Annotated in this window: 9 protein-coding genes and 2 pseudogenes; 4 read left to right on the top strand and 7 right to left on the bottom strand. The window is 75.9% G+C overall.

Annotated elements, in window-relative coordinates; genetic code table 11:
* From Q7T67_RS05695 to Q7T67_RS05675, 5 genes and pseudogenes are all read right to left on the bottom strand, one after another.
* Positions 1–780, bottom strand: a pseudogene (locus tag Q7T67_RS05695) (hypothetical protein); the annotation flags it as partial.
* Positions 781–964: 184 nt separating this feature from the next.
* The gene (locus Q7T67_RS05690; protein ID WP_304786875.1) at positions 965–1,618 is read right to left on the bottom strand and encodes a class I SAM-dependent methyltransferase; all 654 of its coding nucleotides are present in this window, start codon (positions 1,616–1,618) and stop codon (positions 965–967) included.
* 181 nt (positions 1,619–1,799) lie between these two features.
* Positions 1,800–2,177, bottom strand: coding sequence for a Holliday junction resolvase RuvX (gene ruvX / locus Q7T67_RS05685; protein ID WP_304786872.1), 378 nt, complete (start codon positions 2,175–2,177; stop codon positions 1,800–1,802).
* 120 nt (positions 2,178–2,297) lie between these two features.
* Positions 2,298–4,985: an alanine--tRNA ligase gene (gene alaS / locus Q7T67_RS05680; protein ID WP_304786870.1), complete on the bottom strand. Its 2,688-nt coding sequence runs from the start codon at positions 4,983–4,985 to the stop codon at positions 2,298–2,300.
* A gap of 49 nt (positions 4,986–5,034) precedes the next feature.
* The gene (locus tag Q7T67_RS05675) at positions 5,035–5,463 is read right to left on the bottom strand and encodes a hypothetical protein (RefSeq protein WP_304786868.1); all 429 of its coding nucleotides are present in this window, start codon (positions 5,461–5,463) and stop codon (positions 5,035–5,037) included.
* A 127-nt stretch (positions 5,464–5,590) separates the two neighbouring features.
* Here Q7T67_RS05675 and Q7T67_RS05670 point away from each other — a divergent pair, with 127 nt between their 5' ends.
* Complete coding sequence (locus Q7T67_RS05670) at positions 5,591–6,277, top strand: response regulator transcription factor (RefSeq protein ID WP_304786866.1); 687 nt, start codon at positions 5,591–5,593, stop codon at positions 6,275–6,277.
* A 3-nt stretch (positions 6,278–6,280) separates the two neighbouring features.
* Positions 6,281–7,906, top strand: a complete 1,626-nt coding sequence (locus Q7T67_RS05665; protein ID WP_304786864.1) for a cell wall metabolism sensor histidine kinase WalK — start codon at positions 6,281–6,283, stop codon at positions 7,904–7,906.
* A 91-nt stretch (positions 7,907–7,997) separates the two neighbouring features.
* On the opposite strand, the gene mnmA is transcribed toward Q7T67_RS05665, so the two are convergent.
* Positions 7,998–9,428, bottom strand: coding sequence for a tRNA 2-thiouridine(34) synthase MnmA (mnmA, locus tag Q7T67_RS05660; protein WP_304786862.1), 1,431 nt, complete (start codon positions 9,426–9,428; stop codon positions 7,998–8,000).
* 135 nt (positions 9,429–9,563) lie between these two features.
* Here mnmA and Q7T67_RS05655 point away from each other — a divergent pair, with 135 nt between their 5' ends.
* Positions 9,564–11,210, top strand: a complete 1,647-nt coding sequence (locus Q7T67_RS05655) for a fatty acyl-CoA synthetase (protein ID WP_304786860.1) — start codon at positions 9,564–9,566, stop codon at positions 11,208–11,210.
* 94 nt (positions 11,211–11,304) lie between these two features.
* Positions 11,305–12,603 (top strand): triacylglycerol lipase, encoded by a 1,299-nt coding sequence (locus Q7T67_RS05650; RefSeq protein ID WP_304786858.1) that lies wholly within the window; start codon positions 11,305–11,307, stop codon positions 12,601–12,603.
* A gap of 13 nt (positions 12,604–12,616) precedes the next feature.
* Here the strand turns inward: Q7T67_RS05650 and Q7T67_RS05645 are convergent.
* A pseudogene (locus Q7T67_RS05645) lies at positions 12,617–12,982 on the bottom strand (hypothetical protein); the annotation flags it as partial.

The following is a 12,982-nucleotide window of genomic DNA, read 5'->3' as shown; positions in this document are numbered from 1 at the left end:
GGCGGGCGAGCGCGGGGCGCCGGGCGCGGCGAGGGTGTCGGGCGCGGCAGGGGCGCCGGGCGCCCGCGGGGGTGCCGGGCGGCCGGAGGCCTCCGTGGGGTGCTCGGATCCGGACGGTCGTCCGGCGGGCGTGGGCGGGGTCGCACCGGCCGGCGGCGGGGGTGCGGTCTGACCGTCGGTCGACCACCACGGCCGGCCGGCGGCGGGGGCGTACGGGGCAGCAGGCGCGTCGCGCTCGACGGGTCGCTGCTCGTCGGCGCGCGCCCCGGGTCGGGAGGAGGGGTCCGCGTCGGGCGCGGAGGAATCCGCACGGGGCGCGACGGGGTCCGCGCCTGGTCCGGCGGGGCCCGTGCGGGGTGCGGCGGAGTCCGGCCCGGGCACCGCGGGGTTCGCCCCGGGCGCGGCCACGGGCGGTCCGCCGCCCGTCCCGACGTCGCGGCGGTCCTGTCGGTCGGGCACCGACGGGCCGGCGCCCGTCGCCCCACCGTCGGTCGGCTCCTCGATCCCGGCGCGCAGGGCGGCCAGGCGCTCGCGTCGCCCCGCGGGGTCGGCGGGGTCGGCCGGATCGGCGGGCACCGGAGCGTCGCCGACGGGCCCGGCTGGGCGGAACGTGTCGGACGGTGCGCCGGACTCGGACGGCTCCGCGACCGGCAGGTCCTCGAGCGAGCGCGGGACGGGACGGCCCTCGCGCTGGGCGCGGCGCTGCTCGCGTTCGAGTCGCGCCTGCTGGCGGTCGTCCTCCGAGCGCTCCCCGCCCCCACGCCGTCCGCGGGGGCTCACCGCTCGGTCCCGTCCGTCGTCGGCATCGCGGCAACGCTAGTCGAACGGGCCTGCCGCGTGCGCGACCGACCGGCGAGCGGGTGGCCGATTGCAGCGGTTTTCGCCGATTCGGCCCCGCCACGGGGACGTTCCGGTCGACTCCGCCGGGCAGCTCGTCCGTCCGGCCAGAACACGGGCCGACGGCTCAGGCCGTGGCCCGCACGATCGCCAGGGCTCCGGACTGCGACCGGTCGACGTGCCGGAAGCCCGCCTCGTCGAGCCAGCGGCCCAGGTCCTCCGGCGTGCCGACGTGGCCGAACACGCCGAGCCCGCGGAGCAGCCGGACGGCGTCGTCGTGGCGTCGGCCGGCACCGCGGACGACCGTCGTCAGGCGCAGCTCCCCGCCGGGACGCAGGACGCGACGGAACTCCGCGAGGGCGGCGGCCGGCTCCGCGAAGCAGTGCAGGCCGGTGAGGCTGAGGACGACGTCGAACGCGTCGTCGGCGAACTCCAGCGCGGAGGCGTCGGCCTCGGCGAAGCGCACGCCGGTCAGCGCCCGGGAGGAGGCCCGGGACGCCGCCCGGTCGAGCATCTCGGTCGAGAGGTCCGCCGCGACGTAGTCCAGTCCGTGGTCGGGCCTCAGCGTCTTCAGGGCCAGGCCGCCGCCCGTGGGCAGGTCGAGGACCCGCGTGCCGGCGGGGAGCTCGCCGAGCCGCCGGATCTCCTCGTCGATCACCCCGAAGTCGAAGCCCCAGAGCACCCGGGCGCCGAGCCAGGCGGTGACCGGTCGCTGGACGGCGGTGTCGTAGAGGGCCGCGACGATGCGGTCGGTGCTCCACGTGTCCTGGACGGTGCGCACGCCCTCGACGGTACCCGGCGCGGTCCGGGGCCACGAGGTCCGGGGCCCCACGGCGGCGGACGCGGGATCGCGCGGGCGCACACGGCGCGCGGGGTCGGGGCGACCTGGTCATCATCTCGACGCTCCCGGCGAAGCGATCGCGACCTGGGCCCGCCACCCCGCGGCGCGCATCGCCCGGACGTCAGAGCCGTCGCAGCCACTCCTCGAGGAGGACCGCCGCCGCGCGCGAGTCCTCGTCGGCCTCGCCCCCGGCGGCCTGGGCCATCCGGGTCGTGAAGCGCTCGTCGTAGAGCTCGACCGGGATCGCCTCGCCGACGTGCCCCTGAAGCGCGGCGGCGAAGGCGCGGGCCTCGCGGGTCTGGTCGGTGTCGTGGCCCTGCAGGCTGACCGGCAGGCCGACGACGATGCGCTCGACGCCCTTCTCCTCGATCAGCCGCAGCAGCTCGCGACGGCCCTTCCGCGCACCCACCCGCAGGACCGCCGGCAGCGGCGTGGCGATCGTCCCCGACGGGTCGCTCAGTGCGACGCCGGTACGTGCGGACCCGTGGTCGAGGGCCATCACGCGCACGGGCGCCGCCGCGATTCTTCAGAACGTTCGCCCGGCATACGGGGGCAAACGTACCGAGGAGCCGCCGATCCGCCCCCGCGGCCGCCCGCGGCCGGTGGCCGGGTCGTCCGATCAGGCCCCGAGCGCGGCGACGATCGCGTCGTGCGCGGCGCGCAGCGCGTCGTCGGTCTTCGCCGGGTCCTTGCCGCCGGCCTGGGCCATCGTCGGCTTGCCGCCGCCCCCGCCGCCGACGACCGCGGCGGCGGCCTTGACGACGTCGCCGGCCTTGACGCCGCGCTCGACGACCTCCGGGCCGACCGCGACGATCAGCGCGACCTTGTCCTCCGACGGCGACGCGAGCACGACGACGCCGGGGCCGTCGAGCTTGCCCTTCACGCGGTCGGCGATCGCCGGCAGGTCCTTCGGCGACACGCCCTCGACGCGGGCGACCACGACGGGGACGCCGACGTTGCCGATCCCGTCGCCGACGACCACGGCCTCGGCCGCCAGCGCGCCCTCGTCGACGGCGGGCAGCGCCTTGGCGCCGCCGCCCTTGGCGTCCTCGCGGAGCTTGGCGATGCGCTCGGCGACCTGGGCGGCCGGGACCTTCGCCGCGACGGCGATCTCGTCCAGCAGGGCGTCGTGCTCGCGCAGCAGGTCGACGGCCACCGGGCCCGTGATCGCCTCGACGCGGCGGACGTTGGCCGAGCTGGAGGTCTCCGTCGTGATCTTGAAGACGCCGATCTCGGCGGTGTTGCGCACGTGCGTGCCGCCGCAGAGCTCGCGGCTGAAGGAGCCGTCGCCGACCTCGACCATGCGCACGACGTCGCCGTACTTCTCGCCGAACAGGGCCTGGGCGCCCATCGCGCGCGCCTCGTCGAGCGTCGTGGTGATCGCCCGGACGCGGTCCGCGGCGAGGATCCGCTCGTTCACGCGGTCCTCGACCCAGCGGACGTCCTCCGGGGAGAGCTTGCCCGGGTGGCTGAAGTCGAAGCGGAGCTTGTCCGGGCGCACGGCGGAGCCGGCCTGGTGGACGTGGTCGCCCAGGCGCTCCCGCAGCGCGGCGTGCAGCAGGTGCGTGGCGGTGTGGTTGCACTCCGTGGCGTGACGGGCCTTGCCGTCGACGCGGGCGACGACGGCCTGGCCGGTGCGGAAGTCCACGTCGGCGACGTTGCGGCCGTCACCGACCGCGCCGGCGGGCTCGACGACGATCGCCTGGTCGTCGCCCGCACGGACGAGCCCCGCGACCGTCGCCGCCTCGGTGCCGTCCTCCAGGACGATCGTGCCGCCGTCGGAGACCTGGCCGCCGCCCTCGGGGTAGAACGGCGACTCCGCGAGCTTCAGGTAGGTCTTGCCGTCCCGCTCGAGGATGCCCGCGACGGTCGTGTGCTGCTCGAGCGTCGCGTAGCCCGTGAACGCGGTGGGCTCCGGCGCGACGAGCGTGGCGATCGAACCGGCGGACGCGCCGCCGTGGTCGCCGCGACGCGAGCCGGCCTTGGACCGCTCGCGCTGCTCGGCCATCAGGCCGTCGAACTCGTCCTGCCCCGCCCAGTCGACGCCGCGCTCAGCGGCGAGCTCGACGGTCATCTCGACCGGGAAGCCGAACGTGTCGTGCAGCTTGAACGCGTCGGCGCCCGAGACGGCGCCCTTGGCGAGCAGCTCCTCCAGGAGCGCGGTGCCGGAGGTCAGCGTGCGCCCGAAGCCCTGCTCCTCGGCGGTGACCCAGGTGCGGATCTCCTCGCGGCGCTCGACGAGCTCGGGGTAGGCGGCGCCCATGACCTCGACGACCGCGTCGAGATAGCGACCGAGGAACTCGCCCTCGATGCCGATCCGGCGACCCTGCACGACCGCACGGCGCATCAGGCGACGCAGGACGTAGCCGCGGTCCTCGTTGGACGGCACGACCCCGTCGGAGATCAGGAACGTCATGCCGCGGGTGTGGTCGGCGAGGATGCGCAGCGCGCGGTCGACGGTCTCGTCGCCCGACTCGTAGGTCTTGCCGGAGAGCTCCTCGCCCAGCGCGATCAGCGGCGCGAACTGGTCGGTCTCGAAGATCGTCTCCTTGCCCTGCAGGAGCATCGCCATGCGGTTCAGGCCCATGCCGGTGTCGATGGAGTTCGCCGGTAGCGGCTTCAGCGTCGAGGTGCCGTCGTCGTGCGTGGTCTGCTCGTACTGCATGAGCACGAGGTTCCAGAACTCCATGAAGCGGTCGGACTCGTCCTGGCCCGGCGCCGTGGCGGGTCCGTACTCGGGACCGCGGTCGAGGTAGAGCTCGGTGCACGGGCCGCAGGGGCCGTTGGGGCCGGCCTGCCAGAAGTTGTCCTCGCGGCCGAGCTCGATGATCCGCTCGCGCGGGACGCCGACCTCGAGCCAGAAGTCGATCGACTCCTGATCGACGCCCAGGCCGAGGGCCTCGTCGCCGCCGAAGACCGTGACGAAGACCTTCTCCGGGTCGAACCCGAAGCCGTTGGTCGTCAGGTCCCACGCGTAGGCGATGGCCTCGCGCTTGAAGTAGTCGCCGATCGAGAAGTTGCCGAGCATCTCGAAGCACGTCAGGTGCCGCGCCGTCACGCCCACGTTGTCGATGTCCGGCGTGCGGAAGCACTTCTGGCAGCTCGTCAGGCGCTTGGACGGCGGCGTGTCGGCACCGAGGAAGTACGGCTTGAGCGGGTGCATCCCCGCCGTCGTCAGCATCACGGAGGGGTCGTGCTGCGCGGGGACCAGCGACGCGGACGCCAGGCGGCGGCTGCCCTGGGCCTCGAAGAACGCCAGGAACGTCTCGCGGATCTCGTCGCTCGTGACGGGACGGGTGGTGCTCACAGAGGGAGTGTGACCGATGGGCCTCTGGGGCGACGACGACCCGATCCGGCTAGTACCGCCCCACCCCGGTCTTCGAGATCCGGAACCCGTGGCCGGAGCGGTTCGTGCAGCGGACGCTCGACGTGCTGACGCGGCAGACGATCCCCCGGGCGCTGTGCCCCGGCCTCCAGGTGTCCCCGGAGCGCAGGCGTCGGCGGGTCGAGGAGTATCCCGGGAAGTCGCCGCGGGCCCCGAGCCGCGAGCGGCCGGTCCGCTTCACCGCCACGTACGGATCGCCCTCGCCGGTCGTCCGCGGCACCCCTCGGGACGAGCACTCGACGCCCGAGCCGTCGAAGCCCTCCACGACCCGGACGACGTAGCAGCTGACGTCGCCGTCGCCGAACGCGAACGCGTTCGAGCTGCGGACGGTCCGCGCGTCCGCGACGGCGGGCACCGCGAGCGGCACGAGGAGGAGCAGGGCGAGAGGGGATCGGCGCATGCGACACATCCTGCTGGCGCGAGCGGACGGTGTCCACGCCTCCTCACCGACCCCTCACGATGCGCTCTTCGACGCGTCTTCGACCCGTCACAGGAACCTCCCAGGCGGGGCGCGTACGCTCCCGGCCATGGCCCAGGTCCTCGTCGTCGACGACGAACCCGCACTCGTCACCGCGCTGGAGCGGGCGCTGCGCCTGGACGGGCACGACGTCGCCGTCGCCGTCGACGGGCAGCTCGCGCTCGACCGGCTCGCCGCCAGCACCCCCGACCTCGTCGTCCTGGACGTGATGATGCCCCGTGTCGACGGTCTCGAGGTCTGTCGGCGCCTGCGGGCCGCCGGCGACCGCACCCCCGTCCTGATGCTGACCGCGCGGGACGGCATCGACGACCGGGTCGACGGCCTCGACGCCGGGGCGGACGACTACCTCTCCAAGCCCTTCGCGCTCCGGGAGCTCCGCGCGCGGGTCCGGGCGCTGCTGCGCCGGGCCGAGGTGCCCGAGGAGGGCGAGGGTCGCGAGGCCGTCCGCTTCTCCGACCTGCGACTGGACCCCGTGACCCGCGAGGTCCACCGCGGCGAGCGGCCGATCGAGCTGACCCGCACGGAGTTCTCGCTGCTGGAGCTGTTCCTGCGCCATCCGCGGGTCGTCCTCTCCCGCACCCAGCTCTTCGAGCACGTGTGGGGCTACGACCTCGGCGCGACGTCGAACGCCCTGGGCGTCTACATCGGCTACCTGCGGCGCAAGACCGAGGAGGCCGGGGAGCCGCGCCTGCTGCACACGGTGCGCGGCGTCGGGTACGCGCTGCGGGAGGCGTAGCGGGTGCCGCTGCGCCGCCGGCTCGCGCTCACGGTCGCCCTGGTCGCCCTGCTCGTCGTCCTCGCCGCGGGCGCCGCGGCCTGGCTGACGACGCGATCGGTGCTGCAGGGCAACGTCGACGACGGGCTGCGCGCGCAGGCCCGGGCGGCGGTCGACGGTCGCGGGCCACGCCCCGGTCGCGTGCTCGGCGGGGTGCAGGGCGGCGGTGGGCCGACCGGCGGCGACTACGGCAGCGTCCTGCCGCCCCGTCCCCCGGTCCGCGACGGCGGCCCCGCCGACTACACCCAGGCCCTCAGCGCCACCGGATCCGCGCCGCTGGGCGGCGACGTCGAGCTGCCCGTCACCACGACGGACCGCGACGCCGTGGCCCGCGGCGTGGTCAGCGACCCCCGCGACGTCACCGTGGACGGGACCCGGCTGCGGATGATCACGGTGCCCGTCGGCGACCTCGAGCGCCTGCGCTACGCGCGGTTCGGCCTCGACGTCGAGGCGTTCCAGTTCGCCCGCTCGATGTCCGGCGTCGACTCCGCGCTGCGGACGCTGTGGATCGTCCTGCTGCTGGTCGGCGTGTTCGTGGTCGGCACCGCCGCGCTGCTGGCGCGGGCGACCGCGCGCCGGGTGCTGCGTCCCGTCACCGACCTGGCGGCGGCCGCCGCGCACGTCGAGGCGACCGCCGACCTGGACGGCCGGCTGCCCGTCCGGGCCGCCGACGAGGTCGGCGAGCTGACCAGCCGCTTCAACGGGATGCTGGCCCGGCTGCAGCGCTCCCGGGCGGAGCTGGACCGCTCCATGGACGAGCAGCGCAACCTCGTCGCCGACGCCTCGCACGAGCTACGCACCCCGGTCACCAGCCTGCGCACGAACGCCGAGGTGCTGCTCGAGGACGACGAGGCGCTGAGCCCGCAGGAGCGCCGGTCGATCCTGGCGGACGTCCGCGACCAGGCCGAGGACCTCGGGGCGCTCGTGGCGGACCTCATCGAGCTCGCGCGCGGCGACACGCCCGACCACGGCGCCGACGAGCCCGTCGCGCTGGACGGCCTGGCCGAGGAGTGCGTCGGCCGGGCCCGGCGTGACCACCGCGGCGTGACGTTCACGACGACGACGAGCCCCGTCGTGGTGGCCGGGCGCCCCGACCGGCTGGCCCGCGCGATCCAGAACCTGCTGAACAACGCGGCGCTGCACGGGGCGCGGGGCGACGGACCGGTCGAGGTGCACGTCGGGACGACTGCGGACTCCCCCGCTCCCGCGGCGACGAGCGGCGCCCCCGGTCGGCCCTCCACCTCCGGCGCCTCAGCCGCTGCGGCGCCCCTCGACGCTCCGGGCGCCCCCCTGTGGGCGGGGCACGCCGGCACAGGACCGGGAGCCGGGCACGCCGGCGCCGGGTCGGACGCGGGGCGCCCGGCCGTCGTCCGCGTCGTCGACCACGGCGGCGGGGTGACGGACGAGGAGCGGGAGCGGATCTTCGACCGCTTCCGCCGCGGCGACACGTCCCGCGGGCGCCACGGCAGCGGCCTGGGACTGGCGATCGTGCGGCAGGTGGCGACCGTCCACGGCGGGACGATCGACGTCGAGGAGACCCCCGGCGGCGGCGCGACCTTCGTGCTGACGCTGCCGTCGAGCCAGGACTGAGGCGCCCCGGCCGACGGTGGGCCGGCCCCGGAGCGACGCGGCCCAGGGTCGTGCGCCGCTGCGCCCGCCCGGGGCCGGCGTCGGCGGCCGCTCAGGCCAGCGTGCCCGAGCCCACGACGACGTCGCCGTCGAGCAGCATCGCGGTCTGCCCCGGGGCGGCCTGCAGGAGCGGCTCCTCCAGGACGACCGCGCCCTCGCCGCGCTCGCCGGCGCCGGGCGAGGCGATCACCCGGGCGCGCCGGGGCTGCTGGCGGTAGCGGAGCTTCACCCCGTCGACGCGCCAGGCGTCGACGTGCAGGACGACGTCGGTCAGGCGCACCTGATCGGTCATCAGGAGCTCCTTCGGGCCGACGGTCACGACGTTCGTGTCGACGTCGGTGCCCACGACGTAGCGCGGCGTGCCCCCGCCGACGCCGAGACCGCGGCGCTGACCGAGCGTGTAGAGGTGGGCGCCCTGGTGCTCGCCGAGGGTCTCCCCCGTCTCGGCGTCGAGGATCCGCCCCGGCCGGTCGACCAGGCCGCCGTGCCGGGCGAGGAACTCGGATCGCCCGGTGCCGGCGAGGAAGCAGAGGTCCTGCGAGTCCGGGGTGCGTGCGACGGGGAGGTCGGCCTCCTCGGCCAGCGCCCGGACCTGGGGCTTGAGCAGCGCGCCGAGCGGGAAGCGCATGCGCGCCACCGACGACGGGCGCAGGCCGCTGAGCATGTACGCCTGGTCCTTGCCCGGGTCGGCGGCCAGGCGCAGCAGCCCGTCCTCGGTCGTCCGCGCGTAGTGGCCGGTGGTCAGCGTCTCGCAGCCGATCCGGTCGGCCAGGTCGAGCATGGCGTCGAGGCGCACGTTGCCGTTGCAGCGCACGCACGGGTTCGGGGTCAGGCCCCGGCGGTGGTCCTCGATCCAGGGGGTGACCACGCCGTCCCGGAACGCGTCGCGCAGGTCGAGCGTCAGGTGCGGCATGCCCATCCGGTGGGCCAGGTCGCGGGCCCGCCGGACGGCGGAGTGCGAGCAGCAGGACGACTCGGCGTCGTTCTGGGGGTCGCGCCACAGCTCGAGCGTGACCGCGACCGCGTCGGGCCCGGCCTTCAGCGCGGCGACGGCGGAGTCGACCCCGCCGCTCATGGCGACCAGGGTGCCGCGGGCGGGAACGTCGGGGTCGACCGCGGCGTCGGCGGCGACCGCCGCCCCGAGGGCGCGGTGCAGGGCGTCGGCGACGAGCTCGGCGGCGTGGCGCTTGCCGGGGTGGAGACCGCCGACCCCCTCGGCGAGGGCGTCGACGGAGACCCGGGCGGCGTCGCGGATCGAGGCGCCGTCGAGCAGCTCGCAGGCGACGGAGCCGCAGACGGTCAGGGCGCCGCAGCCCTCGGCGACGAAGCCCGCCGCGGCGACCCGGTCGCCCTCGACGCGCACCACGATCCGGACGAGGTCGCCGCACGCGGCACCGCCGGCGACGCCGTCGTGCCCCTCCGACGGGAGCTCCGCCAGCCCGACGGGTGAGCGCAGGTGCTCCTCGTAGCGCCAATCAGCCACCCCGGGAGGGTAGCCGGGTGCGCCCGCCGGCCCGCGCGGACGGGCGTCGACGCCCGCCGGGCCGTGGATTCGAGCCCGGAGCGCCCCGCCGCGCATCGTCCCCGGACGGCCCGCGTCCCGTGGGAGGATCGGCCGATGAGCTCCCCCGCCGTCCCGACGACCGCCGCCTCCTCCTCCCTGGAGGACACCGTCGCCCGCGCCCGCCGGCAGACCCTCGCCGACCTGCTGCACCGCTCCGCCCGGCGGTTCCCGGACCGGACGGCGGTGCTCGAGGCCGGCGTCCCCGACCCGCGGTCCCGCACCTTCGCCGAGCTCGACGCCGACGCGGACCGCATCGCCTCGTCGCTGGCGGCCCGCGGGATCGGCCCGGGCGACCGCGTCGCCCTCCTGGCCCGCAACGGCCTGCCGTACGTGCAGGCGATCTTCGGCGTCGCCCGGGCCGGGGCCGTCCTGGTGCCCGTGAACTTCATGCTCGGCGGGTCCGAGGTCGGCTACGTCCTGCAGCACTCCGGCGCGGTCGCGCTGCTCGCGCAGGACGCCCTGCTCACGGCCGCCGACGAGGCCGTCGACGTAGCCGACGCCGCGGACCGCCTGCGGGTGCGCGCCGTAATCGACGCGGACGGCGAGCGCGACGCGTGGGAGCCGTTCGACGCGCTCCTGGAGGACGGCGACCCGTGGCCGGACGATCTGATCATCGCCTCCGACGCGCCGGCGCAGGTCCTGTACACGTCGGGCACGGAGTCGCGGCCGAAGGGGGCCGTGCTGTCCCACGAGGCGCTGATCGCGAACTACTCGACGTGCATGGTCGACGGCGAGATGGCCGCCTCGGACGTCCAGCTGCACGCCCTCCCCCTCTTCCACTGCGCCCAGCAGCACGTCTTCCTCGTCCCGGCGATCCAGCTCGGGATGACGAGCGTGATCCTCCCGGCACCGGACCCGGCCACGGTCCTGGCGACGATCGAGGAGCACGGGGCCACGACGTTCTTCGCCCCGCCGACGGTCTGGATCGGCCTGCTGCGCCACCCGGACTTCGACACCCGCGACCTCTCGACGCTCGTCAAGGGCTACTACGGAGCGGCGATCATGCCCGTCGAGGTGCTCCGGGAGCTCAGCCGGCGCCGGCCGGAGCTGCGGCTCTGGAACTTCTACGGCCAGACCGAGATGGCCCCGCTGTCGACGGTCCTGCGGCCGGAGGACCAGCTGCACAAGGCGGGGTCGGCCGGGCGGGCGGCCCTGAACGTCGAGGCGCGCGTCGCCGCGCCCGACGGCAGCGCGGTGGCCGTGGGCGAGATCGGCGAGATCGTCCTGCGCAGCCCGCACGCCATCCACGGCTACCTCGACGCCCCCGATCGCACCGCGGCGGCGTTCGCCGGCGGGTGGTTCCACTCCGGCGACCTCGGCGTGATGGACGAGGACGGCTACCTCACCGTCGTGGACCGGATCAAGGACATGATCAAGACGGGCGGCGAGAACGTCGCCTCCCGCGAGGTCGAGGAGGCGATCTACGGCCACGACGCCGTCGCCGAGGTCGCCGTGATCGGCCTGTCGCACCCCGAGTGGATCGAGTGCGTCGTCGCCGTGGTCGTGCCGCGCGACGGGGCGTCGGTCGACGCCGAGGCGCTGCGCGTCCACTGCCGGGAGCAGCTCGCGGGCTTCAAGGTGCCCAAGGCGTTCCGGATCGTCGACGCACTGCCCAAGAACGCCAGCGGCAAGATCCTCAAGCGCGACCTGCGCGAGCGCTTCGCCGACGTCGCCGACGAGGTCGCGGGGCCGCGGGGCTGAGCGACGCCTGTAACGGGCGCCACTGTTCGGTGTACGATTGTGCACCGATGATGCTGCCGCCTGGACCGCACCCCACCCGCCCCGGGGACGCACGATGAGGGCCGACGAGCTCGAGGCCGTCGGCGACGGGGCCGCCCGCGCCTTCGCCGGTGGCGTCGCCCACGTCCAGAGCACCCATCGCGCGATCGCCCGTCGGGTGTTCGGCGCCGCCCGCGCCGCCGGTCCCGCCGCGGGCTCCGTCCGTGCCGCGCACGACGGGATCGCCGACGGGGTCTACGCCGCCGTGCGGGGCATCGGGACCGTCGCCGTCCGGGGCATCGCCCGGACCGCCACCGTCGTCCGACCCCCGGGCGACGACCTGCGGGCGCTGGCGGACCGCCCGATCGGCGTCGCGCTCCTGGGCGCGCTCAACGGCGCGTTCGGGGCCCGGTTCGCCACGGAGGACAGCCCGCTCGCGCTGCGGATGACCGTCCGCGTCAAGGGTGAGGACCTGCCCCTGGAGCCCGCCGAGCTGCGCCGTCGGTTCCCCCTGCCCAGCGGCCGCGTGGCCGTGCTGGTCCACGGCCTCTGCATGACCGACGCCGCCTGGGAGCTCGGCTCGGACGAGGACGCCTACTACGCCCGGCGCCTGCACCGCGACCTCGACTACGACGTGGTGTCGATCCGCTACAACAGCGGCCGCCGGATCCCCCAGAACGGTGCGGAGCTGGCCAGCGTCCTCGAGCAGCTCGTGGCCGTCTGGCCCGGAGGCGTGCGCGACCTGGCGCTGATCGGGCACTCCATGGGCGGGCTCGTCTGCCGCAGCGCGTGCGCGGTGGCCGCCGAGACCGGGCACGGCTGGGTCGACCCGCTCAACGACGTCGTCACGCTGGGCACGCCGCACCTGGGTGCCAACCTCGAGCGCGCGGCCGCGACCGCCCACTGGGCCGCCGGTCTGCTGCCCGAGACGAAGCTCTTCGCCGACCTGCTCGAGCTGCGCAGCGACGGGGTGCTCGACCTGCGCGACGGCGCGATCCTCATGGAGGACACCCCGCTGTCGGTCGACCGCTGGCCGTGGGGCGAGCGCGGCACCGCCGTGCCGCTGCTGGAGGGCGTCCACCACCACGCCGTCGGGACGACGATGGCCCGCAACCCGGAGTCGTGGCTGGCGGCCAACGTCCTGGGCGACCTGCTCGTGACGCCCGCCAGCGCGTCGTCGCGGGCCAAGGGCGACCGCCGCCTGGCGTTCGAGGAGGACGACGTCGTGATCCTCGGTGGCGTCGACCACTTCGCCCTGCTGCACGACGCCAAGGTCTACTCCCACGTCCGCCGCTGGCTCCGGCCGGTCGGGGCGCTGCCCGCTGCCGGTCGCACGGGCGACGGCGTGGTCGACGGGACCGTCGAGGGCGGCTGAGGCCCGCCCCGCCTCAGCGCACCCTCACCGTCGCACGCCGCGTCGTCGCCCGTCCGTCGGCCGCGCGGGCCCGGACGACGATGCGGTAGCGCCCGGCCGGGAGCGGCCGCAGGCGCGCGACGACGGATCCCGGGCGGGTCGCCCGCAGCAGCCTCGTGGCGACCGTGCGCCAGCGCCCGGCGGCGCGGCGCTGCACGCTGACCCGGACCGACGAGCGCAGGCTGACCCGCGCCGACACGCGGCGCGGGGTCAGGCGCAGTCCCGAGACGCGGACGCGCGCGCCGGTCGACGCGGCCGGCGGCGGGGCGACGGCGACGATCGCGGTCGACGGGACGCCCTCGGCGGCGTCCGTCGTCCGCGAGCGCAGCGCGACCGAGGT

This window comes from Patulibacter sp. (assembly GCF_030655195.1).
Classification (GTDB): domain Bacteria; phylum Actinomycetota; class Thermoleophilia; order Solirubrobacterales; family Solirubrobacteraceae; genus Patulibacter.
This window is presented reverse-complemented; position numbering and strand designations above follow the sequence as displayed.